16 protein-coding genes are annotated in these 21942 nt (G+C 62.7%); 7 read left to right on the top strand and 9 right to left on the bottom strand.

All coding sequences use genetic code 11. The annotated features are described in order from the left end of the window. Complete coding sequence (gene nadC, locus ACHHRT_RS04855) at positions 1-849, bottom strand: carboxylating nicotinate-nucleotide diphosphorylase (protein ID WP_395498275.1); 849 nt, start codon at positions 847-849, stop codon at positions 1-3. 92 nt (positions 850-941) lie between these two features. Between nadC and ACHHRT_RS04850 the strand changes: the two genes are divergently transcribed. The 3 genes from ACHHRT_RS04850 to ACHHRT_RS04840 are packed head-to-tail and all read left to right on the top strand — an operon-like array spanning position 942 to position 3624. Further along, a complete protein-coding gene (locus ACHHRT_RS04850) occupies positions 942-1616 on the top strand; it encodes a tetratricopeptide repeat protein (protein WP_395498273.1) in 675 nt (224 codons plus the stop codon). Positions 1617-1632: 16 nt separating this feature from the next. Next, on the top strand, positions 1633-3117 hold the full coding sequence (locus tag ACHHRT_RS04845) for a sensor histidine kinase (RefSeq protein ID WP_395498271.1): 1485 nt from the start codon (positions 1633-1635) through the stop codon (positions 3115-3117). Positions 3118-3174: 57 nt separating this feature from the next. Then, positions 3175-3624 carry a PilZ domain-containing protein gene (locus ACHHRT_RS04840; RefSeq protein ID WP_395498269.1) on the top strand — a complete coding sequence of 150 codons (450 nt, stop codon included), beginning with the start codon at positions 3175-3177 and terminating at the stop codon, positions 3622-3624. A 21-nt stretch (positions 3625-3645) separates the two neighbouring features. On the opposite strand, the gene ACHHRT_RS04835 is transcribed toward ACHHRT_RS04840, so the two are convergent. Together ACHHRT_RS04835 and ACHHRT_RS04830 are read right to left on the bottom strand one after the other, a co-directional pair. Then, entirely contained in the window at positions 3646-7464 is a 3819-nt protein-coding gene (locus tag ACHHRT_RS04835) for a YhdP family protein (protein ID WP_395498267.1), read from the bottom strand. After that, a complete protein-coding gene (locus ACHHRT_RS04830) occupies positions 7465-9021 on the bottom strand; it encodes a sodium-dependent transporter (RefSeq protein WP_395498265.1) in 1557 nt (518 codons plus the stop codon). It abuts the gene before it with no gap. A gap of 149 nt (positions 9022-9170) precedes the next feature. On the opposite strand from ACHHRT_RS04830, the gene ACHHRT_RS04825 reads away from it, so the two are divergent. Further along, a complete protein-coding gene (locus tag ACHHRT_RS04825; RefSeq protein ID WP_395498263.1) occupies positions 9171-10148 on the top strand; it encodes a Gfo/Idh/MocA family protein in 978 nt (325 codons plus the stop codon). An 8-nt stretch (positions 10149-10156) separates the two neighbouring features. Next, entirely contained in the window at positions 10157-11320 is a 1164-nt protein-coding gene (gene lpxB, locus ACHHRT_RS04820) for a lipid-A-disaccharide synthase (protein ID WP_395498261.1), read from the top strand. Here lpxB and recD2 read toward each other — a convergent pair. The 3 genes from recD2 to ACHHRT_RS04805 form a co-directional block, all read right to left on the bottom strand. Then, a complete protein-coding gene (gene recD2, locus ACHHRT_RS04815; RefSeq protein ID WP_395498259.1) occupies positions 11255-13759 on the bottom strand; it encodes an SF1B family DNA helicase RecD2 in 2505 nt (834 codons plus the stop codon). The two genes, lpxB and recD2, sit on opposite strands and share 66 nt — an antisense overlap. A gap of 66 nt (positions 13760-13825) precedes the next feature. Then, positions 13826-15088 (bottom strand): Y-family DNA polymerase, encoded by a 1263-nt coding sequence (locus tag ACHHRT_RS04810; protein ID WP_395498257.1) that lies wholly within the window; start codon positions 15086-15088, stop codon positions 13826-13828. Positions 15089-15096: 8 nt separating this feature from the next. Beyond that, on the bottom strand, positions 15097-15534 hold the full coding sequence (locus ACHHRT_RS04805) for a LexA family protein (protein ID WP_395498255.1): 438 nt from the start codon (positions 15532-15534) through the stop codon (positions 15097-15099). A 116-nt stretch (positions 15535-15650) separates the two neighbouring features. On the opposite strand from ACHHRT_RS04805, the gene ACHHRT_RS04800 reads away from it, so the two are divergent. Further along, positions 15651-17117, top strand: a complete 1467-nt coding sequence (locus ACHHRT_RS04800) for an exodeoxyribonuclease III (RefSeq protein ID WP_395498253.1) — start codon at positions 15651-15653, stop codon at positions 17115-17117. Between the two features lie 12 nt (positions 17118-17129). Here the strand turns inward: ACHHRT_RS04800 and ACHHRT_RS04795 are convergent, their stop codons facing one another. After that, complete coding sequence (locus ACHHRT_RS04795; RefSeq protein ID WP_395498251.1) at positions 17130-17396, bottom strand: hypothetical protein; 267 nt, start codon at positions 17394-17396, stop codon at positions 17130-17132. Between ACHHRT_RS04795 and ACHHRT_RS04790 the strand changes: the two genes are divergently transcribed. Beyond that, positions 17371-20352 carry an HD domain-containing phosphohydrolase gene (locus tag ACHHRT_RS04790; protein ID WP_395498249.1) on the top strand — a complete coding sequence of 994 codons (2982 nt, stop codon included), beginning with the start codon at positions 17371-17373 and terminating at the stop codon, positions 20350-20352. The two genes, ACHHRT_RS04795 and ACHHRT_RS04790, sit on opposite strands and share 26 nt — an antisense overlap. Before the next feature lie 16 nt (positions 20353-20368). Here the strand turns inward: ACHHRT_RS04790 and ACHHRT_RS04785 are convergent, their stop codons facing one another. Both ACHHRT_RS04785 and ACHHRT_RS04780 read right to left on the bottom strand, forming a co-directional pair. Continuing rightward, the gene (locus ACHHRT_RS04785) at positions 20369-21475 is read right to left on the bottom strand and encodes a beta-ketoacyl synthase N-terminal-like domain-containing protein (protein WP_395498247.1); all 1107 of its coding nucleotides are present in this window, start codon (positions 21473-21475) and stop codon (positions 20369-20371) included. After that, entirely contained in the window at positions 21472-21942 is a 471-nt protein-coding gene (locus ACHHRT_RS04780; protein WP_395498245.1) for an acyl-CoA thioesterase, read from the bottom strand. The genes ACHHRT_RS04785 and ACHHRT_RS04780 overlap by 4 nt, the downstream gene beginning before the upstream one ends.

The raw sequence follows: 21942 nt of genomic DNA, 5'->3' as shown, positions 1-21942 counted from the left end.
TTAAACCATTTCCATACTGATATCCCGGGCCGGGGCGGAGTGGGTCAGCGCTCCAATGGAGATCCGATCCACTCCGGTCTCGGCGATCCGGCGCACGTTTTCCAGGTTGACGCCGCCGGAGGCCTCGAGCAGGGCCCGCCCCCGGACCCGCTGCACCGCCTGGGCCATCATGGCCGGGGCCATGTTGTCCAGCATGATGATCTCCACCTGGGCGGCCAGGGCTTCCTCAACCTGGGCCAGGGTTTCACACTCCACCTCCACCGGCAACCGGTTCGGATTGCCGGCTCGCACCTTAGCCACCGCCCTCAAGATTGAGCCCGCAGCGGCGATATGGTTGTCCTTGATCAGGATCCCGTCATTGAGGTTGAAGCGGTGGTTATGCCCCCCCCCGGCTCTTACCGCGGCTCGCTCCAGGGTTCGCAGGCCGGGGGTGGTCTTGCGGGTATCGAGGATGACCACCGGCAGGTCTTGTACCTGCTCGACAAAGCGGGCGGTGAGGGTGGCGATCCCACAGAGCCGCTGGCAAAGATTGAGAGCCACCCGTTCGGCGGCCAGCAGATCGCGGGTCGGGCCGGTTAACCGCAGCAGCAGGTCTCCGTTGTCCACCCTGGTGCCGTCGGCGACCAGGGGCTGGGCGGCAATCTCCGGGTTACGGCAGGTGAAAACCAGGGGGGCGATCTGTTCGATGCCGGCGGTCACCATGGTTTCCTTGGCGATGAAAACCGCGCTGCCCTGCTGAGTTGCCGGGAAGATGGCTTCGCCGGTGATATCTCCCCGCCCCAGATCTTCATCAAGAAACGAAGCAATCGCCTCCCGCAGACCTCGCTCCAGTCCATTATTTTTGAACATCCGCCAATCGCCCCTTGTCTATTGAGTCGAAAATCCATTATAGTTTGCGTCTGATTATACTGTCGCAACCGGGAAGAACAAGGAGAATAGTTATGGCTGATCGGGGAAGTTCGCAATCAACACCCTTTCAATTGGGGGAGGAGGAGATGGGATCCCCGTTGCCGGGGTTCCCCGGCAAGTCTCCCGGGGGAATGGTCAAGCGGGACACCCTTTTTTTCACCGCCTTTGCCTGTCTGGTGATCGGCTTTGTGGCCGGTATCGTTTTCAGTGTTTACAAGCTGCCGGGAGCAGCCGGCTTTGCTACCGGCCAGGCCGGGGCCATCTCCAACGGTCTCAGTCCCGAGCAGGCCAGGGTGATGGAGAGTCTGGAACGGGCGGTGGCGGCTGATCCGGATAACGTCCAGGCCTGGACCCAGCTGGGGCATCTCTACTTTGATACCGACCGTTATCAGCAGGCGATCACTGCCTATGGCCGCTCCTTGGCCCTGGATCCTGAAAATGCCGATGTGGTTACCGATCTGGGGGTGATGTATCGCCGTAACGGCCAGCCGGAAGAGGCCGTCACCTCTTTTGAACGGGCGATTGCCATCAACCCCCGCCATGAGACCGCCCATTTTAATCTGGGGGTGGTCCTGCTCCATGACTTTAACGACCGGGTCGGAGCGATCAATATCTGGCGGCAACTGCTGGAGCTCAATCCGGTGGCCTACGCCCCCAACGGTCAACTGGTAAGTGATCTGGTTGATGATTTGCTGGCCGAACTCTGAGCCTAATCGCAACTGAATGACTGAATGCTCCCTGCAAAAATACCTGGCTCGCCGGGGTTGCCGCTTCCTGCCGCTGCTGCTCCTGGCCCTGGTCGTCACGGTTTCGGCCGTTCTCAACTATCTTAACATTCGCAGCCATGCCAACCAGATGGCCCTCCATTATGCCGAGGGGATCAGCCAGCTGCTCCTGAACACCCGAACCTGGAACGCCCAACATGGCGGGGTCTATGTCCCCATCACCGCCAAGGACCAGCCCAACCCCTATCTCCAGATCCCCCATCGTGATCTGGTAAGCCAGGAGGGTTTGCGGCTGACCATGATCAACCCCGCTTACATGACCCGCCAGATCGGTGAGATCACCCGCCGCCAGACCGGACTGGTGATCCATATATTCAGTCGTCAGCCGCTCAATCCCCTCAATGCCGCCGATCCCTGGGAGCTGGCATCTCTCGATGCCCTGGAGCAAGGGGGCAAAAATTGGCGTTTGGATCTGCAACGCGACGCCGAGGGCGCGGTCTTTCGCTACATGATCCCCCTGCGGGTGGAGGAGTCCTGCCTGACCTGCCACGCCCGGGATGGTTACCAGCTGGGTGAGTCGCGCGGCGGCATCAGTCTGACTTTTCCGGCCGAGCCCCATTTCGCCATTCTGCGCTCCCAGAAAATGATGATGTTTTTCGGCCATTTGCTGGGTTTTCTGGTGGTGGGCGCCGTGCTGACACTGCTGCTCAATCGGCTGCGCCAGCAGTGGCGGGCCATGGAAAAGGTACTCAGCGAACAGGAGAAGACCATCGCCCAGCGCACCTTGAAGCTGGAGCGTTCCAACGCCGAGTTGCGTGATTTCGCCCAGATCGCCTCCCACGATCTCCAGGAGCCCTTGCGGACCATCGTCTCGTTCGGCAACCGGCTGCTGCTCAAGCACTCGGCGCAACTGGACGATAAGGGCCGTGATTATTTGCGGCGGATAGAAAAGGCGGCCACCCGAATGGGCCATCTGATTCAGGATCTGCTCGACTACTCCCGGGTCGCCTCCCAGGAGCAGAAGTTAACCCCGGTGGATCTCAACGCGTTGCTTCGGGAGGTGCTGGAAGATTTGGAGCAGCGACGCAAGGAGTGCGACGGGCGGGTGGAGATCGCTTCCCTGGGGAGCGTCAACGCCGACCGCAATCAGCTCCACCGCCTCTTTTTGAATTTGATCGGTAATGCCTTGAAGTTTCACCAGGAAGGGGTCAGACCCCTGGTGCGGGTTTCCCGGCAGGAACTTGGTAATGGGCGGGTTCGGCTTCTGGTGGAGGACAACGGCATCGGTTTTGATGAAAAATATCTCGATCGGATTTTTCGCCCCTTTCAACGGTTGCACCTGAGGGGGCAATATCCGGGGACCGGCATGGGATTGGCGATTTGTAAAAAAATCGTGGAAAATCACCATGGAGAGTTGTACGCTCGCAGTCAGCCGGGGGAGGGGACCACCTTTACCATTATTTTGCCGCGCTGGGAGCCATGAGGGCCGCGGTCGGGGGTGGTGCCGAGGTGGATTTGCCAGCTAAAAGGGGGATGGAATATGGGTAAGGAGCTACGGCGTTCGCAACGAATCGAGGTTGGACTTTCGGTGCGAATCATTATCCGCGACAATCACAGTGGGCTGGAGCTGGCGGAGGATATGGGGCTGATCAGCGACATTTCCCGCCACGGTCTGCGGCTGACCGTACCCCAGGCCAAGATAGGTGGCCACCATCTCTTTTACTCATTCCATGAGGATGAGGGGAAGAGCCTCTATCTGGCGGCTTCGGAAGAGCTGGCCCGGGAGGAGGGATTGCCGGAGCTGTTGCAGGCGGTGCGACCGGTTTGGTTTGACCGACTCTTGACCAGGCCGGGGAAGCCGTTCCAGCTGGGGATGGAGTATGTGCAAAAACCGTCCCGGGAGGTTATCGAGTGGCTCCAGAAGATGGTGGCCCAACAGCAACAGCCCTGCCGGTGGTGGCGGCGATTTTTCAGTAAGGGGGAAAAATAAGGTCAGCCTCTTCGGCGGGGCTTACTCCTCCTCTTCCCGGTTGCCCCCCTGAATGATGGGGCTCAAAATATTGAAGGGCAACAGCAGGGTGTTGCGCATCAGGTTGAGCATCCCTTCCCCCACCGCCTCCGGGTGCAGCACCGTGATCTCGGGTTCGCGGATATCCCCCCGGACTCCCACCGGAATGGTGATGATGGCCGTGTCCGGCCCCCCCAGGGCCCGGCCGATGAAAGGGATCCGACCGATGATGGCATCCAGGGTTTTGAAGGTGGCGATCATAACGGTCATATTGGCCTGCCTGGTGCCAAGATCAAGCTGCCCCCGGACAAAAAGATTGAGCCCCTCGCCCTTCACGATCGCCCTTTCCAGATACAGGATGTTATCCTCGATGCGCCCCTCGAACTCCAGGCCCTGGTAAGCAAACCCCCGCTCATCGAGGCCGGTGATGCCGCCGGAAAAGAAGTCGGTCAGGTTGATCAGGCTGAAGATCCGGGCAAGCACTTTCAGGCGCAGGATCCGCCCTCCCCCGGGCGAGTTGATGGTGATCCGCCCTTCTTGCCAGAAAGTCGAATCACCGCGTAAGCGGGCATCGACCCGGCAATCGCCGACGATGATATCCTGACCGATTCCCAGGCAGGAGAGGATATCTTCAAAACGGGAACGCTCCGGGCAGATCGTCCTGATTCGTAAATCTCCCACTCCCAGGGCGGGATCCGAGTACCAGGTGCCGGTGGTTTCCAGGCAGCAAAGAATCCCCTGGGAGATTTCCGCGCTCAAACCACCACCGGGGTGAAGGGCCAGTCTGGCCTGGAAAGGGGTCCAGGTAAAGTAGGGTTGGTCGGCTGGAACTTCGTGGGGCAAAAGCTCCCGGGTGGGACCGGCATCGAATCTGGCCAGATTGACGGTGATTGCTCCGCTAACGGGCCAGGTGGTGGCTGTTGTGGTTGCCCCCTCTTCCCGGCCGTTTTGCGGCCCGGGCAGAGCGGCTTGGGGCAGCCGGTTTTGCCAGCTGAGCAGGGTCGAGCGGCGGAGGAAGGTGGAGTTCAGATCCAGATCAAGGATCAGGCCGCTGGCCGGGTTGGAGCGGATCAGGCCGGCCAGGCTGAGCTGCTCTCGGGGGGAGAGGGACAGTTCCAGTTGCCGCAGATGGAGATCGCTCTTCGGCTGGGGGCCGGTCAGCTCCCGGCCTTCCAGGGCCAGGGTGGTGATCTCCAGGGCCGAGATCCCTTCAACCAGATCCGGGCTTTCTGTCGGGGCCACCGGCGGATGCCAGCGGACCCCTTCAGCCTTGATCTCGCCCTGGAAGAGGGGGGCCCTGGCCCCCTCCGGCAGGAGGAATTGGCCGTGGCCCTGCAACAGGCCCCGGCTGAAGGGCAGTTGGCTGAAAAAACGAGCCAGGGAATCGGGGGCCAGTTCACCCTGGAATTGCACTTGCACGGCGGCCCGGGAATCCTCCCCGGCCGGGGGCGGGCCCAGTCCCAAGTGGAGCGCGGCCTGGTGGAGTTCATCCTCCAGGGACGCTTCCAGGGTCAGCTTGCCGCTTTTCCCGTGGGGAAGTTTGCTGGTGAAGCGCAAGGTGGCGGGAGCTTCTTCCCGGCCGCCGCGCAGCACTCCGGTAAGCTCGCTCAGCCTGGTCTCCCGGCCGGGAAGCTCGCTGGTTAAGTGCAGAGTGAGGGGGTCCAGGACCAGGGGGACCGAGGGCAACAGGGAGGAGGGCAGCCAGTCCCGTTCCCGCAGCCAGCCTCTCCCCTCACCGGTCATCAATCCTTTCAGTTGCAATTCGCCGCGCCACTCCTGCAACAAGCGGTGCTGCAGGCGACCATCGAGAACGATCCGGTCGCCCCGCAACATGCCGGTGAGATCCTGAAAGCGGACCCCGGCCGAAGAAAAGAACAGAGTGCCATGCCCTTCGTTGATAATTCTGGTGGCCAGCAGGGGGGATTGCCAGGCCAGGCCGCGGGGGGCCAGGGCCAGTTCGTATTCCCAACCTTCGGGCTGCCAGAGCTTGCCCGCCGCCCGCCCTTGCCGCAGTTCGACCTGGCCATCAACTTCGTCTAAAACCACCGCCAGGGCTTTTTGCAGCGGGGGATACTCCAGCAGGTGCTGAAACAGGGGGCCGGCCGCCAGCTCCCCCCTCAGTTCCCGGATGATAAAGGGCGCCGTCTCCTCAACCCCGATCTGCCCGACCGCCTGGTCGACCCGGTGGGGGCCGATCCGGCCCCGCACCCCCGACCAGTGGACCTCCTCCCGGCTGATTTGGGCCTGGCCGCTCTCCACCTCCAGGGGCCAGGGCAGGCGCTCATATTCGGTCCGCCCCGCAAGGGTCGCGATATTGACCTGGACGTTGAACTCATCCAGGGTGTCACCAATGGTCAGGCGGCCGGTGGCCAGCCCCTGGGGATGGTGAAAGCGGCGGACCTCGTCCTGGAAGGTCGGCTGCCGGACCAGGCCGGGGAGTACCTCCCGCAGATCGGCCAGGGTGGCCTCCAGGGCCAGGTCCAGCTTGAACTGGCGCAGTTCCTTGAAGAGACCGACGCTGAGGGAACAGTCGTAGCCCCGGCTCTCCCCCAGGGTCGCCCGGGCCTGCCGCAGCTCCAGAATGCCGTTTTCGATCAGCAGCGAGCCGGTGGCATTGAAAAGATGCAGGTCAACCTCCGGAACCATGATCTCCGCCGTGGCGACCTCCACCGCCACGGTCATGTTTCTGAAATCGGCCAGATCACTCTCCGGACCGGCGAAATGAAAGGCGGCGCTGCTGGCCTGGCCATCCCGGACGATATCGTGGAACTCGCGGGCCGCCCGAAAGCGGCCCAGCATGGCCATGACCGCGGTGCGGATCTCCCCGGCATCGAGGTCACGGCCCCGGATATCGATCTCCCAGTAGGGCGAGGGCGGGGCGTTGGCGGCGGCGGTTAAGCGGCGGCTGACCATCCCCTCCAGGTGCATGCCCGGTTCCTTGACCTCAAAGTCGTGGATCAGCAGTTGCCAGTCATCCTGTTTCCTGGTCAATTCCAGGTGGGCCAGGCCGCAGTCCAGCCGGACTTTGCCCTCCTCGGGCGACAGGAGAAAACAGGGGAACTGGCCATGGAGGGAGGCGGTGAACTCCTCCAGCCCCTTGCCGTCGACCGCCAGGGTCAGATTGGCCAGGGTTTCCAGAGTGTTTACCTGACCGTGAGCCAGTGAGGGCACCGCTTCGTGCAGTCGCAGGGCCTTGCCCTCGATGGTCAGATGGTGGCTGCCGCCGGTTTGGTACCACCCCCGCAGGGCCAGGGAGGCTCCGAAGGAGGGGCGGCTTGCAAGTTCCAGGGTTATTCCGGTCGGGTTGAGGAAGAGTTGGCCGTTGATTTCCTCAAGCTGGAGGGGGGCGATGGTTACCCCGGCCAACTCCCCTGGCGCGGTGATGGTGATTCTGCCCCGGCGGATTTGCAGTTCACCGGCGGCGGGCAGCTTGAGGGCCGGGGCCGGCGGGGAATCCGCGGGTTTTGGTGAAGCTTTGATGGCCGCCGGATCGATAAACAGCTGCGGTGAATCGAGAACGATTTGACCCAGTTCCAGCCGCAGTTGGGCCAGGGAACGCCAGCGGGGATAGAGCTGGGCTTCCCCCAGCCGCAGGCGGGCCTGGGGATGGGTCAGTTCGATTCCAGCGATCCGCAGGTGGGGCAGGGGGTGCCAGACCAGTTTGAGGCTGTCCAGGTCGATGTCGCTGGCCAGCCGTTCCGCCAGCTGCTGGGCGAAGCGCTCGCGCACCTGCTCGCTGTCGAGCAGCAGGGTCACAGCCAGGCCGAGCGCCGCCGCTGTCAGCAGCAGGCCCAGCGATATCAGGCGAATTTTAAAAAACATTTAGACCAGAAGTTCATCCTCGCCGGGCCGGTGCCGCCGCTTTAGTTTGGCCGCCCGCCAGGGTTTGCGGCTTAAAACAATCGCCACCGCCAGGCAGCAGAGCAACCAGCCCAGGCCGTAGAGCAGGAGATGGCGGGTCGCGTAGCCGCTGTAGTTGGCGGTAAGATCACCATAGAGGGCCATCAGCAGCAGGATCCCCAGGGCCAGGGGAGTCAGGTAGCGGATAAAGAGGTTCCAGGCCGTTGGAACCCGGCTGCCCAGGCGGCTGATGTGGCGGCGCAACTTTTCCGGACCGATGAACCAGCCGACGATCAGGCACTGGAGCAGACCACCCAGCACCAGGCCGTAGCTGGTGATGAAGTGATCGGTGATGTCCAGCAGGTAGAGTCCGGCCCGGGTGGTGAAGATCAGGCTGCCCAGCAGCCCCAGCAGGCAGAGGACGCTGACCACCCGTTTGCGGGGCCAGTCGAACTTATCGGTCAGGGCGCAGGAGAAGGCCTCGATCAGGGAGACCCCGGAGGTGAGCCCGGCGATGACCAGCACCAGAAAGAACAACACCCCGAAGAGGGCGTTGAAGTCGGGCAGGAGTGAGATCGCCTGGGGATAAACGACAAAGGCCAGCTGCGGGCCGCCTTTGATTGCCTCGGCAAAACCCACCCCCTGGCTGTGGGCCATGAAGCCGACGATCCCGAAAACCGCCAGGCCGGCGAAAATGGAATAGGCACAGTTGGCCGTCGCGGTGATCACCGCGTTGCGGGCCAGGTTGGCCTTGGCCGGCAGGTAGCTGGCGTAGGTGATCATGATTCCGAAACCCAAAGAGAGGGTGAAGAAGATCTGACCGAAGGCGGCGGCCCAGACCCGGCCGGCGGCCACCCGGGCCTCGGGATCGGCGCTGAGAAAATTGATCTTGCTCCAGTCCGGGTTGAGATAGTGGTTGAAGATCCCCTCCCGGGCCCCCTCCAGGGTGAAGGTCCAGACCACCATGATGGCGGTGAGGATCAGCAGCAGGGGCATGAATAACTTGGCCGCCTTTTCGATTCCGTGGCGGATATCGCGGAAACAGATGAGCCAGCAGGCCAGCCAGACCAAAGCGGTGGCCAGCAGGATGGAGGGCCGGATTCCGCCCCAGGCGGCGGCGGACTCGGAAAGCTGGAGGAAGTGGTTGAAGAAAAAATCCTGGGGGTTGTCCCCCCAGGCCAGGGTGAAGGAGTAGACTAGATAGTTGGCGCACCAGCCGATGATCACCGAGTAGTAGAGCATGATGCCAAACATGGCCACCACCGGCATCCACCAGCCCAGCCCTTCGAAACGGCGGTGGATCCGGGCCAGGGCCAGGGGGGAGGAGGCTTTTTCCCGGTGACCGATCCCGTACTCCAGCAGCATGATGGGGATTCCGGCCACCAGCAGGGCGGTGAGATAGGGAACCAGAAAGGCTCCGCCCCCGTGTTCGTGGGCCATGTAGCTGAAGCGCCAGATGTTGCCCAGGCCGATGGCCGAGCCGATGGCGGCCATCAGAAAGCCGATATTGCTCTGCCAGGTTTCACGTGTTTCCTGCATTGGTTGATCTCCGCCATCCTCTTTGCTCTTCGGGCCCAGTCAAAGGCCCATAATAGCATAAGGCATTGAAACAACAAGTTGATTGTGTCGGCTCTTCGTGGTATTAAGCCGGGGAAAAGTTAAGAGTAATCAGCAAACGGATTGTAATGATGAAGAAAATAGCGGTCGGAGTGATAGGGGTGGGGCATCTGGGCAAATTTCATGCCGCCAAGTATGCCGCCATGCCCGAGGCGGAGCTGGTGGGGGTGGTGGATCTGGATCCGGCCCAGGCGGCCCGGGTGGCCCGGGAGTGCGGAACCCGGCCCTTCGGCGATTATCGTGAACTGCTGGGTCAGGTGGAGGCGGTGAGCGTGGTGGTGCCCACCGTCCACCATTATCAGGTGGCCCGAGATTGCCTGGAGCAGGGGGTGGATATCATGCTGGAAAAGCCGATGACCACCACCCTGGAGGAGGCCGACCGGTTGATCGCCCTGGCCGAGGCCGGGGGCCGGATTCTCCAGGTGGGCCATATCGAGCGTTACAATCCGGCGGTGGTTGCCCTGGAGGGTCTGCTGACCCGGCCGCTGTTCATCGAATCCCACCGCATCCATATGTTTAAACCCCGGGGGCTCGATGTCGATGTGGTTCTGGATCTGATGATCCACGATATCGATATCATCCTCAGCATTGTCGATTCCCCGATCAGCTCCATCCATACCGTGGGGGTGCCGGTGGTGACCCCGATCACCGACATCGCCAACGCCCGGATCATCTTTGAAAACGGCTGCACCGCCAATATCACGGTGAGCCGGATCTCCAAGGACAATATCCGCCGGTTGCGCATCTTTCAGCCCAAAAGTTATATCTCGGTTGATTACGGCAAAAAATCACTGATGATGATCAGGTTGAAGGATGAGTTGAACCAGTTGGGCCTGCCCCAGGAGGAGATCGTCACGGTGGCCTTGCCGGAGCAGGACGCCCTGGAAGCTGAGTTGCGGGACTTTATCGCCAGCGTGCGGGAGCGCACCACCCCCAAGGTTTCCGGGGTCCAGGGACGGATGGCCCTGGCGGTGGCCCAGGAGATCATGCAGCAGATCAAGGACAATTTCAGCAAATATCGCGACCTGATCCAGCCTCCCCGGGCGTGAGGGTGGACGTGGCCAACTCCCAGCCCCATATCCTGATTGTCGCCGGGGAGGCCTCCGGCGACATGCACGGTGCCAACCTGGTCAAGGCGATCAAGGCCCAGCGGCCGGAGGTCAGGATCAGTGCCATGGGTGGCGGGGCCTTGGCCGCCCAGGGGGTGAATCTGGTTTATGAGTCCAGCCGCCTGGCGGTGGTGGGGCTGATCGAAGTGTTGAGCCATCTGGGGGAGATCAGGGCCGCCCTGGCCAAACTGCGGGCCTTCCTGCGGGAGCAGCGCCCCGAGCTGCTGATTCTGATCGACTATCCCGATTTCAACCTGATGCTGGCGGCTACAGCCAAAAAGCTGGGAATCCCGGTTTTTTACTATATCAGCCCCCAGGTCTGGGCCTGGCGTCAGGGTCGGGTGCGGACCATCCGCCAACGGGTGGATATGATGGCGGTGATTCTCCCCTTTGAGCAGGAGTTTTATCGGAACCGGGGAGTGGCGGTGGAGTTTGTCGGCCACCCCCTGCTCGATGAACTGGCGGAGGTGGTCAGCGAGAGTCCCACTCCCCATGGCGGGCCCGGCCGGTTGATCGGCCTGCTGCCCGGCAGCCGGCGCCGGGAGCTTGCCACCATGCTGCCGATTTTCCTGGCCGCCGCCCGCCGTCTGGCCGCCCAACTGCCGACCCCGCCCCGTTTCGTCCTGCCCCTGGCTCCCGGCCTTGATCCCCGGGAACTGCAGGGTTACGGCCTTGATCAGGCCGCCGATCTCCAGATCGAGATCAGCACCGAACAGCGCCACCGGACCATGGCCCGCTGTGATGTGGTGATGGCCGCCTCCGGCACCGTCACCCTGGAACTGGCGATCCTGGGAGTTCCCATGGTGGCTGCCTACAAACTTTCCCCCCTCAGCTATCTCCTGGGCCGCTTGCTGATCGATCTGCCCCATGCCACCCTGGTCAACCTGGTGGCGGGGCGGGAGGTTATTCCCGAGCTCTTGCAGTATGAAGCCACGCCGGAAAAGATCAGCCGGGCGGTGGCGGATTTGCTGGAAGATGAGGGCCGAAGAGCGGAGATGGTGGCCGCCCTGGCCCAGGTCCGCCAGCAGCTGGGGGGGAGCGGGGCCTCACAGCGGGCCGCCGCCCTGGCTTTGGCCATGTTGGAGAGCTCCCGGGTCGCCATCACTTCTTAACAGTTGCGCCAAGGCGGTTTGGCGGCGGGAGGTGTCCCGATTGTTGACCGCCAGGGCCAGGGCCCGGCGGCTGCCCACCAGCACCGCCAGCTTTTTGGCCCGGGTCAGGCCGGTATAGACCAGGTTGCGGAAGAGCATCTTGTAGTGCTGGGTCAGCACCGGCATAATCACCGCCCCGAACTCGCTGCCCTGGGATTTGTGGATGGTGATGGCGTAAGCCAGTTCCAGTTCAGTCATCTGATCACGGCGGTAGGTGACCCCGCGATCATCGGGGGGGAAGGTGACCCGGCAGGTCTGCTCCTCGTGGTCGATGGCGCTGATGGTGCCGATATCGCCGTTGAAGACCTCCAGATCGTAGTTGTTGCGGGTGTGGATCACCCGGTCGCCCAGGCGGAAGAGGCGGCTGCCCGCTTCGATCTCCGGTTTGTCCGCCCCGGCGGGATTGATCCGGGCCTGGATCACCTGATTGAGATTGCGGGTGCCCAGGGTTCCCCGGGTCATGGGGGTCAGGATCTGAATCTCGGTTTGTCCGCCCCGGTACTTGGGAATCCACTCCCGGTAGAGCTTGACCACCACCTCCACCGCCGTCAGGCCATAGTGCAGCGACGACCAGGGATGGACCCGACTGAGCAGGGCCCGCAACTCCTCGGCCGCGGTGGCGGCGGCCAGCAGTTGCTCCAGGTTGACGTGGCGGAATTTGGCCGGCACCGTCAATTCGCTTTCATAGGGGATCACCTCCTCGCCCAGCCGGAACTGATAGGGGTCGCCGCCAGCCGATGGCACCGGGGCGCTCTTTTCCCGGAAATGGCCGCGGACCCGGTGGAGAAACTGCAACTGTTCCTGGCTGGCTTCGTCGGAATCGATAAAGAGGCAGTCGTTATCCTCCCGCCAGCCGGCCGGTTGGTGAAAGGGGGAGGTGATTCGGGGGATTTCCCCTTGATTGATCTGGTGGGCGAACCGGATAATAGCCGAGGTTGCCGCCTGGCGGAAAACCTTGCTCAGTTTAAAACAGGGGACCCGACCCGAGGCGATGAGATCGCGCAGCACGTTGCCGGCTCCCACCGGGGGCAACTGGTCCGGGTCACCGATCAGCAGCAGTTGCCCCTCCGGCGGAACCGCCTGGAGCAGGGCGGCGGCCAGGCTGATGTCGAGCATTGAACATTCATCGACAATCAGGAAATCGCAATGCAAGGGGTTGTCGGCCCGGCGCTTGAAGCCGCTGCCGGCCCATTCCAGCAGCCGATGGATGGTCCGGGCCTCGCGCTCCACCACCTCGCTCAGCCGCTGGGCGGCCCGGCCGGTGGGAGCGGCCAGCAGCACCCGCCGGCCCATCGCTTCCAACAATCGGACCAAAACCCGGGTGGCGGTGGTTTTGCCGCAACCGGGCCCCCCGGTGAGAATGGCGCAGCGGCGTCCGGTGATTCCGGCCACTGCCGCTTGCTGCTCCGGGGAGAGCGTCAACTTTTGGCCCCGGCAGTAGCGCTCCAGCCAGGCTGTCACCTGTTGTCGGTCAAAGGGTACCGAAACGAGCCGGCTCTGAATCCGGTCGGCCACCGCCTGCTCTTCATGGTAGAGGGTTTTGGAGTAGTAGCAGGGGCGGGCCGGAGAGGTTGCCTCTGCGGCCAGGTGCCGCACCATCAGCCGCCCCTCGTCCGCCATCCTTGCCAGCAGGCCGGCGACCCGGTCGCCGACCTCAAGCTCCAGCAACTGTTTGACCTCCTGTTCCACCTGCTCCCGGGTCAGGTAGCAGTGGCCCTGTTCCCTACCTGCGGCCAGAATATGGCGGATGGCGGCCATCAATCGGGGATCGCCATCGGCGGCAAAGCCCATTCCCAGGGCCACCCGGTCGGCGGAGAAGAAGCCGATTCCGTAAATATCCTCGGCCAGCCGATAGGGGTCGCGGCTGACCACCTCGATGGCCCGGTCACCGTACTCTTTGTAGATCCTGACCGCGAACAGGGTGCTGATCCCCTGGTTTTGGAGAAAAAGCATCACTTCCCGGATCGCCCGGTGTTCCTGCCAGGCTGTCCTGATGCTTTGCAGTTTGCCTTGGGCGATGCCCGGCACCTCGGTAAGCCGTTCGATCTCCTTTTCAAAAACCGTAAGGGTCTGCTCGCCGAAATGGCGCACGATTTTGCGGGCGGTCTTGGGTCCCACCCCCTTGATCAGGCCGGACCCCAGGTACTTTTCCAGGGCCGCGGCGGTGGCCGGCTTGAGCTCCAAGGCTTCTCGGGCCATGAACTGACGGCCGAACCGGGGGTGATCGTGCCAGCTCCCGGTAAAACGCATGGTGGCCCCGGCGAAAACCCGGGCCTGGTGGACCACCACCTTGACCGGCTCCAGCCGCTGGTCAAAGGGCTGCACCCGCAGGACGGTCCAGCCGTTGGCCGGGTTATGGTGGGTGATCCCCTGGACGATCCCCTTCAGTTCATCTTCCATCCCCCGATTATTTCCGGGTTTGCCGCCGCAAAGCAAGGCAAATCAGTCGGCACCTCCCCCCCGGACTTAGATCACCACCGGCAGCTCATGCCAGGAGGTGGTATAGGCCGGGGATTTGCGGGCCTGCTTGTTTTGCCAGGTTTTTGCCAGCCCGTTGGCGGCGCTGTGGATGGTGTCCCGCCCCCAGCGGCGGTTGATCCGATCAAGAGCGCCCATTAACTCCTCCCTTTCCCGCTGGGGCGGTTGAAAGAGATTGGGCTGGGTCTGATCGGCCGGGCTGAGATCCAGCAACACCACCCCCACCTTGCGATAGGAGCGGCCGGGGCGGTAAAGCCGGGCCAGAACGGCGGCGGCCCGGCTGATCAACTCCGGGGTATCAGCGGTGGGCTGGGGCAGGTTGACGGCCATGCCGTCCACCTGCCGGCCATGGTCGGCGGAGAAAAGATTGGCGGCCAGATAGACCTGGAGGGCGCCGCTCTTCTGCCGTTGGCCCCGCAGCTTTTCGGCGGCCAGGGAAACGTAGGAACAGAGCGCTTCCCGCAGATCGGAGAAAGCGGTTACCGGCCGGCCGAAGGAACGGGATGAAGCGATCGATTTGCCGGCCGGCGGGACCGAGACCAGGGGCAGACAGGAAACCGCGCGCAGCTCCATGGCGACCCGCAGGCCGGTAATGCCGAGATGCCGGCGCAACCAGCCGTCATCGGCATTTTTCAGGGCCAGGGCGGTACGGATGCCGCGGGTGGCCAGCCGGGCGGCGGAGCGGGGGCCTATCCCCCAGATATCGTTTACCGCCACGGTGGCCAGGAGTTCATCAAGGCCCTGTTCCGGCAGCAGAAACACCCCTTCATGTTCCGGCTCATTTTTGGCGATCCGGTTGGCGATCTTGGCCAGGGTCTTGGTGGGGCCGAATCCGATGGAAACCGGAATCCCGACCTGGCGGCCGATGACGGCCCTTATGGCGCGGCCGTTTGCCCGCAATTCCACCGGATTGCCATCGGGCAGCCGGATAAAGGCCTCGTCGATGGAGTAGATCTCCACCTCCGGTTCCAGCTGACCCAGCAACTCCATCACCCGGCGGGAGATATCGCCGTAAAGGGGAAAGTTGGAAGAGAAAACCTCAACCCGGTGGGCTTCGATCAACCGGCGGCAGCGGAAGAAGGGTTCGCCCATCCCGATCCCCAGTTTTTTGGCTTCGTTGGAGCGGGCGATGATGCAGCCGTCATTGTTGGAGAGCACCACCACCGGGCGGTCGGCCAGCCGGGGGTTGAAGAGGCGCTCGCAGGAGACGTAGAAGTTGTTGCAGTCTAGCAGGGAGAAGATCCGGCCCATGGTTTTCTTTAGAGGGTATGGATGACGAAGGTGACCACGCCCCAGATTTCGCAGGTTGCCTCCCCGCTGAGTTCGATGGGTGGATAGGCGGGGTTTTCGGCCAGCAGCCGCACCCGACCCTCCCCTTTAAACAGCCTTTTTACCGTAAGTTCACCGTCCACCGCCGCGATTACCACCCTGCCGCTGACCGGCTCCAGGGAGCGGTCCACCACCAGGATGTCATCATGGTGGATGCCGGCTCCGATCATGGAGTCCCCCGCCACCCGGACGAAGAAGGTGGCGGCGGGGTGGGTCACCATCAGCTCGTTGAGATCGAGCCGGCCTTCGATATAATCTTCGGCCGGGGAGGGAAAGCCGGCCGAGACGCCTTGGGCGAACAGCGGCCTTTTCAGTTCACCTTTGCGAGCGAAAGCTTTAATGACGGAGATGGTGGCGGCGTTTTCCATGGCGTAAGCTTACCAGATTCGCGAACCGGCGGCCCGTTGAAAAAAAATGGCGCCGGCTGGTTGTACCGGCGGTTTAAGGTTGACCGGAGCCGCCAATACTTTTACAACGGCGGCAAATGGACACCGCCACGCTTGATAAGATATTGACCCGCCTGGCCGAGGAGATCCCCAACTACCGGGTGCCGGTGGTGGACCTGATCGCGGTCCAGACTCACGACCCGTACAAGGTGCTGGCGGCCACCATCCTTTCGGCCCGCACCCGGGATGAAACCACGGCCGGGGCCGCCGCCCGCCTGTTCGCCAAGGCGCCGGACCTGGCCGCCTTGAGCCGGCTGACGGAAGGGGAACTGGCCCGGCTGATCCATCCGGTGGGTTTTTTTCGCAACAAGGCCGCTTACCTGGCCCGCTTGCCCGAGGCCGTTAACACCCTGTTTGGCGGTCGGATTCCCGATAGCGTGGAAGAACTGATCAAACTGCCGGGAGTGGGACGCAAGACCGCCAACCTGGTGGTGGTGGTGGCCTTCGGCAAGCCGGCGATCTGTGTCGATACCCATGTCCATCGGATCATGAATATCTGGGGCTATGTGCAAACCGCCACCCCGCTGGCCACCGAAACCGCCCTGCGGGCCAAACTGCCGGACCAATACTGGCTGACCATCAACTCCATGCTGGTGGCCTTCGGGCAGGCGGTCTGCAAGCCCCTCTACCCCCACTGCGACCGTTGCCCGGTGGTGCAGTGGTGCCCCCAAATCGGGGTTACCCCCCGTCGGGTGCCCACCGGTCCGGCCGTTGCCGGCACCCGGCCGGAGCTGCGGCTGATCTCCTGGAACGTCAACGGATTGCGGGCCATCGTCGGCAAAGGCTTTGCCGAGATCGTGGGGCAACTGGCCCCCGATATCCTGGCCCTGCAGGAGATCAAGGCCCACCCCGAACAACTGCCCAAGGAAGCAAGGGAGTTGCCGGGCTATCATGCCTACTGGTTGCCGGCCCAACGGAAGGGCTATTCGGGGGTGGCCACCTTCAGTCGTCGGGAGCCGCTGGCGGTCCGTTACGGCATGGAGGTTGCGGAGTTCGACGGCGAGGGCCGGGTGTTGACCCTGGAGTTTGCCGATTTTTTTCTGATCAACGCCTACCTGCCCAACGCCCAGCCCGAACTGGCCCGGCTGGGTTACAAGCTCGCCTTCTGCCGCCGCTTCAGCGAATTCGCCGCCGACCTGGCCCGGCAAAAAACCGTGGTGGTCTGCGGCGATCTCAACGTGGCCCACCGGGAGATCGACCTGGCCCGCCCCAAGGAGAACCAGCAGAGCCCCGGTTTTTCCCGTGGGGAAAGGGCCTGGATGGATCGGTTCCTGACCGCCGGTTTCGTCGACACCTTCCGGCTGTTCCATCCCGAGGGTGGTCACTACAGTTGGTGGAGCTACCGGGGCGGCGCCCGCCAACGCAACGTGGGCTGGAGAATCGACTATTTCTGCGTCGACGCCGACAGTCGCCACCGGGTGAAGGCGGCGGCCATCCACCCGGAGATCACGGGTTCGGATCACTGCCCGGTGGAACTGCTGCTGATCGCCCCCCTCCCATCTTGAAATAACAAGCATTTAGGTTGACAGCTCAGGTGGCGATTCTGGATAATCAATCATCAGTTTTATGATTGCCAGTCCCGGCTTGGAGAACAGGCTTGGGCTGTTCCGATCCGTTTTTTCTCTTTTTAGTTGCCTGATAATCAGGGCGATGACCAAGGAGTGGGTGATGAATGACAAACTCATTGCTGGCAAAAATCCTGAAGATGCCCAGGGCAAGTCGACCGGGCTTGGCCCAATGCTGAAAAATTCCTTGAGCGTGCAGACCAAGTTTTTCCTGGTCACCGGCTTGATCCTGCTGCTCAATTGTCTGGGAACGGCCCTGATCATCTATCAGGCCGAGAAAAGGCAGCTGGTGGCAAGGGCTTTTGATCAGTCGGAGCTTGTGATGGCGGCGGTGGAGGCCAGCCGGGCCTATGTTCGGGAAGAGCTGCGGCCGGTTATGTACAGCCGGTTTGGCCAGGATTATTTTCTCCCCGAGGCCATGTCCACCTCATATGTGGGGCGGGCGGTGATGGAGCGTTTTGCCCCCCTGGTGGGGGATTATAACTATCGCCGGGTGGCGATCAATGCCCGCAATCCCCACTATGAAGCCGATGAACTGGAACGGCGGATGATCGCTTATTTCGTCGAGTATCCCGACCAGGCCGAATGGCGGGGGCTGTTGAAGATTGATGGCGAGGACAAGTTTAAACGGTTCCGGCCGGTCTACTTCGAAGAGGAATGTCTGCTCTGCCATGGCCGGCCGGAGCAGGCCCCGCCGAGCCTGGTTGAAACATACGGAAGTCGTTTGGGTTTCGGCAAAACTGCCGGTGAATTGGCCGGCCTGGTGACGGTGGGGGTGCCGGTGGCGGCGACCATGGTCGAGGCCCGGCAAAAGGCGGCTTTAATTTTCCTGGTGGTCGCCAGCGGCTTGGCCTTGGTGTTATTGGCGCTGAGTTTTTTCTTTCACCGCATGGTGGTGATCAACCTGCGCGGGATTCTCGAAATATTTCGCGATCAGGAGGAGTCCCCCCCCAAGGCCAGGGAGCAGTTGCTTGCCGATCCGGGCCGGAAAATAAATTTTTTTCAGCACAAGGATGAGTTGGTCGAACTGACCGCGGCGGCCTACAATATGGCCGCAAGCCTGAGGCAAAAAAAGGAGCAGTTACGCCTCTACAATCAGGAACTCGAACAGCGGGTTGAGGAGCGCACCAGCGCTTTGCAAAAATCGGAACAGGCCCTGCGGGAGGCTCGCGATCATCTCGAGGTGCGGGTGCGGCAGCGCACCGCCGAACTGGAGCAGGCCAATGTTGAGCTGGAAGAGAGCCGGCGTCGCGTCGAGATGGCCCATCGGGACTGGAATGACGCCTTCGATGCCATTCAGGACCCGATATTCATCCATGATCGCAATCACCGGATCGTCCACGCCAACCCCGCTTACGTTCAACGGGCGGGTCTGCCGCTGGAGGAGTTGCGTGGTCGAACCTACTACGAACTTTTTCCCAAGCTCTCCCAGCCGTTGCCCTCCTGTCGGGATTTCCCGGAAAAGCTGACCCAGGAGGGTGGCGATGAGGTAACCCTGCCCCAGGGTGAGGTCTTGGTCTCCCGCTCCTTTGGGATTCGCCGGCCCGATGGGAGTTATCGTCACTCTATTCACATTTTAGAGGATCTGACCGAGTTGCGCCGTTTCGCCCTGGAGCTGCAACGGTTGAACCGCGCTTTGCGCACCATCAGCCGGGGCAATGAGGCGCTGGTCCGGGCCGTTGACGAGTCCGGTCTGCTTGACGAAGTGTGCCGGATTCTGGTGGAAACCGGCGGTTACCAGATGGCCTGGGTGGGCTATCTCCAGGACGATCAAGCAAAAACGATAAGGCCGGTGGCCCACGCCGGCCGTGAGGAGGGCTTTCTGCAGGCGGTGCCGACAACCTGGGCCGATGAACCCCACGGCCGGGGGCCGACCGGAATCGCCATTGTCCGGCGCCAGGCCGTTACCTCCCGCGATCTGCGAAGCGACCCGGACTTTGGACCCTGGCGGGAGGAAGCCCTGGAGCGGGGCTATGCCTCGGTGATTGCCTTGCCCCTGTTTGATGGGGAGGAGATGTACGGCGCCCTCTCCATTTATGCCGCCGAACCCAATGCCTTCGACACCCATGAAGTGGTGCTGCTCAGCGAGCTGGCCGATGATCTCGCCTTTGGCATCCATATGCTGCGGATTCGCGCCGAACGGGAAGCGGCGGTCCGCGACCTGGCGGCCAGCGAAGCCCGGTTTCAGGAGCTTTTTGAACACGCGCCGACGGGTTATCTTTTGCTGGGCCTGTATGACGGCACCATCATCCAGGTCAACGAAGCGGCCATCCGGATGCTGGGCTATCAAAGGGCGGAACTGGTGGGCGGCTCTCTGTTCGCCCTGTTCCCTGCAGGAGAAAACGGTCTGACCCGGGCTGAGGCTCTGTTCTCCCTTTTCAGTGAAGGCGCCCAGCTCAGGGATCAGGAACTGCAGATTAGGCGCAAAAACGATGAAATCATCTGGATTAGCCTTACCGCCCAGCCGGTTTTCGACCAGGCGGGTCGGATCGTGGAGTGCCGGGCCAGCATCCTCGATATCTCGAAACGTAAAGAGGCCGAACAGGGGCGGCAGCAACTGACCGAACGCCTGCAACGCAGTCTGGTGCAGACGATTCAGGCCATTGCCACCACCATCGAAAAACGTGATCCCTACACCGCCGGCCACCAGCAGCGGGTGGCGGAGTTGGCGGTGGCCATCGCCCGGGAGATGGGGCTTGATGAGCAGCGCATCGAAGGTTTGCGGCTGGGGGCGATGATCCATGATATCGGCAAGATCTATGTTCCGGCGGAACTGTTGAACCGGCCGGGAGAGCTTGACGAGTTGGAATTTCGCTTCATCCGCACCCACTCCGAGGTGGGTTATGAGATCATCAAGGGGGTGGATTTCCCTTGGCCGGTGGCCGAAATGGTGGTCCAGCACCATGAATGGCTGGATGGAAGCGGCTACCCCAAGAATTTGCGGGGAGACGCGATCATCCTTGAGGCGCGGATCATCGCGGTGGCCGATGTGGTGGAAGCGATCACCAACCACCGCCCCTACCGTCCGGCCCTGCAACTGGATAAAGCGATCCAGGAGATCCGGGAGCATCAGGGCAGCCGCTATGATCCGGTCGTGGTGGCTGCCTGTGTCCGTCTTTTTGAGGAAAAGGGGTTTAAGTGGAGTAAAACCTGGGGGGCCGGTCCGGTCGGATAAACCGCCCTCGCTCGGTTTACAGCGACTCCGAATCCTTGCTGAAGAGCAGGGCGGCATTGATCCCGCCGAAACCGGAGTTGCAGCTGATTATCGAGGGGGCCCTCAGGGGCAGGGGGGTGCTGCCGTCCATGGGGATGGCGGCGTTTTCTCCCCGCCGGAGCCCCACGGTGGGGGGCAACACCCCGGCAGTGAGGCTGCGGACGGCCATGGCCGCCTCGATCACCCCGGCGGCCCCCAGGCAGTGCCCGATGGCACCCTTGACCGAGTGAACCGGCGGGGGGCTCTCCCAGACCCGGGAAAAGGCCAGCAACTCCATGGCGTCGTTGTAGGATGTCCCGGTGCCGTGGGCATTGATCCCGCCCACCTCCCTTTGGCCATTGGCGGTTGCCTGTCGCAGGGTTCTGATCAGGCCGCTGGCGCGGCGGCAGGGGGCGGTGATATGGGAGGCATCGCAGGAGATGCCGTAACCGCTGAGTCGCGCCAGGATCGGCCACCGCCGGTTGGCGGCTTCGGTGGCGGTGGTGAGCAGGAGCCAGCCGCCCCCCTCGCCCAGGGAAAGACCGTCCCTGGCTGCGTCAAAGGGGCGGCAGCCGTTGGCGGAAAGGGCCTGGAGACTGGCGAATCCTTCCAGGACAAAACGGCTGAGCAGATCCACCCCCACCACCAGGGCGGCCCGGCACTCCCCGGCCTGGAGGCGCATGGCGGCCTGCATAACGGCGATGGTGCCCGAGGCGCAGGCTCCGCTGGTTACCAGCTGATCTCCACCGCTCAGGCCCAGTTTTCGCCCGAGATAGCCGCTTAGGGTTTGGGGCTGGCCCGGCCAGGGGCCCGGTCCGCCGAGCAACTCATCGACCGCCCCCTTGGTGGTCGCGCAAATAAGGGCGGTTTGGGAGGGGAGGATCGGGATGGTGGCCAGCAACCGATTCAGCAGGGCCCGGAGTCGTTGATCGGTGCCGATGGGGGTCGGCAGTTCGGCCACCATTCCCACCGGCCGGGGATCGGGCAATCCCGCCCGCGGGTCGGTCCGCAAACCCGAGCGACCGGCCAGCAGGCCCTGCCAGGTCGCCTCGCCGTTGCCCAGGGCCGTTTCCATCCCGGTCATACTGACGACAATCGCGCTCATGGTGCCAGCATACCTTGCCGCCATTTTTCCCTGAACGCTGCGATCCACTGGGGATGAGTCAGCATCAGGCCGCCTTGGGGATCGGTCAGCAGCTGGATGGTACAACCGCTGGCCGCCACCCTGCCGTCGGCGCCGCTGATCAGATAGCTGTAGTCCAGCCGCACGGCGTCATTCCAGTGCAGGGTTGCGGCGATGGTGATCTCTTCGTCAAAGAAGAGGGGGGCTTTGTAGTCGATCTGCATCTGGACGATGGGTGCCAGGACCCCGTACTCGATAAACTGGCGGTAACTCAAGCCGTAGCGGTCGCCGGAGGCGATGCGGCCATCTTCAAAGTAGCTGGGGTAGCGGCCGTGCCAGACAATCCGCAGCATATCCACCTCTTCGAAGCGCACCCGTCTGGTAGTGGCGGCGGTGAGGGGAGGGGGAGCGCCCGGGTCGGTGGAGAAATATTTTTTCAGCAGGCCCAT

It is taken from the genome of Desulfurivibrio modestus (assembly GCF_044068625.1).
GTDB lineage: Bacteria > Desulfobacterota > Desulfobulbia > Desulfobulbales > Desulfurivibrionaceae > Desulfurivibrio.
This window is presented reverse-complemented; position numbering and strand designations above follow the sequence as displayed.

Bases quoted from the DNA above. Each gene is read 5' to 3' on its own strand.
- nadC (WP_395498275.1), bottom strand. From the start codon at position 849: ATGTTCAAAAATAATGGACTGGAGCGAGGTCTGCGGGAGGCGATTGCT.
- ACHHRT_RS04850 (WP_395498273.1), top strand. From the start codon at position 942: ATGGCTGATCGGGGAAGTTCGCAATCAACACCCTTTCAATTGGGGGAG.
- ACHHRT_RS04845 (WP_395498271.1), top strand. From the start codon at position 1,633: ATGACTGAATGCTCCCTGCAAAAATACCTGGCTCGCCGGGGTTGCCGC.
- ACHHRT_RS04840 (WP_395498269.1), top strand. From the start codon at position 3,175: ATGGGTAAGGAGCTACGGCGTTCGCAACGAATCGAGGTTGGACTTTCG.
- ACHHRT_RS04835 (WP_395498267.1), bottom strand. From the start codon at position 7,464: ATGTTTTTTAAAATTCGCCTGATATCGCTGGGCCTGCTGCTGACAGCG.
- ACHHRT_RS04830 (WP_395498265.1), bottom strand. From the start codon at position 9,021: ATGCAGGAAACACGTGAAACCTGGCAGAGCAATATCGGCTTTCTGATG.
- ACHHRT_RS04825 (WP_395498263.1), top strand. From the start codon at position 9,171: ATGAAGAAAATAGCGGTCGGAGTGATAGGGGTGGGGCATCTGGGCAAA.
- recD2 (WP_395498259.1), bottom strand. From the start codon at position 13,759: ATGGAAGATGAACTGAAGGGGATCGTCCAGGGGATCACCCACCATAAC.
- ACHHRT_RS04810 (WP_395498257.1), bottom strand. From the start codon at position 15,088: ATGGGCCGGATCTTCTCCCTGCTAGACTGCAACAACTTCTACGTCTCC.
- ACHHRT_RS04805 (WP_395498255.1), bottom strand. From the start codon at position 15,534: ATGGAAAACGCCGCCACCATCTCCGTCATTAAAGCTTTCGCTCGCAAA.
- ACHHRT_RS04800 (WP_395498253.1), top strand. From the start codon at position 15,651: ATGGACACCGCCACGCTTGATAAGATATTGACCCGCCTGGCCGAGGAG.
- ACHHRT_RS04785 (WP_395498247.1), bottom strand. From the start codon at position 21,475: ATGAGCGCGATTGTCGTCAGTATGACCGGGATGGAAACGGCCCTGGGC.
- ACHHRT_RS04780 (WP_395498245.1), bottom strand. From the start codon at position 21,942: ATGGGCCTGCTGAAAAAATATTTCTCCACCGACCCGGGCGCTCCCCCT.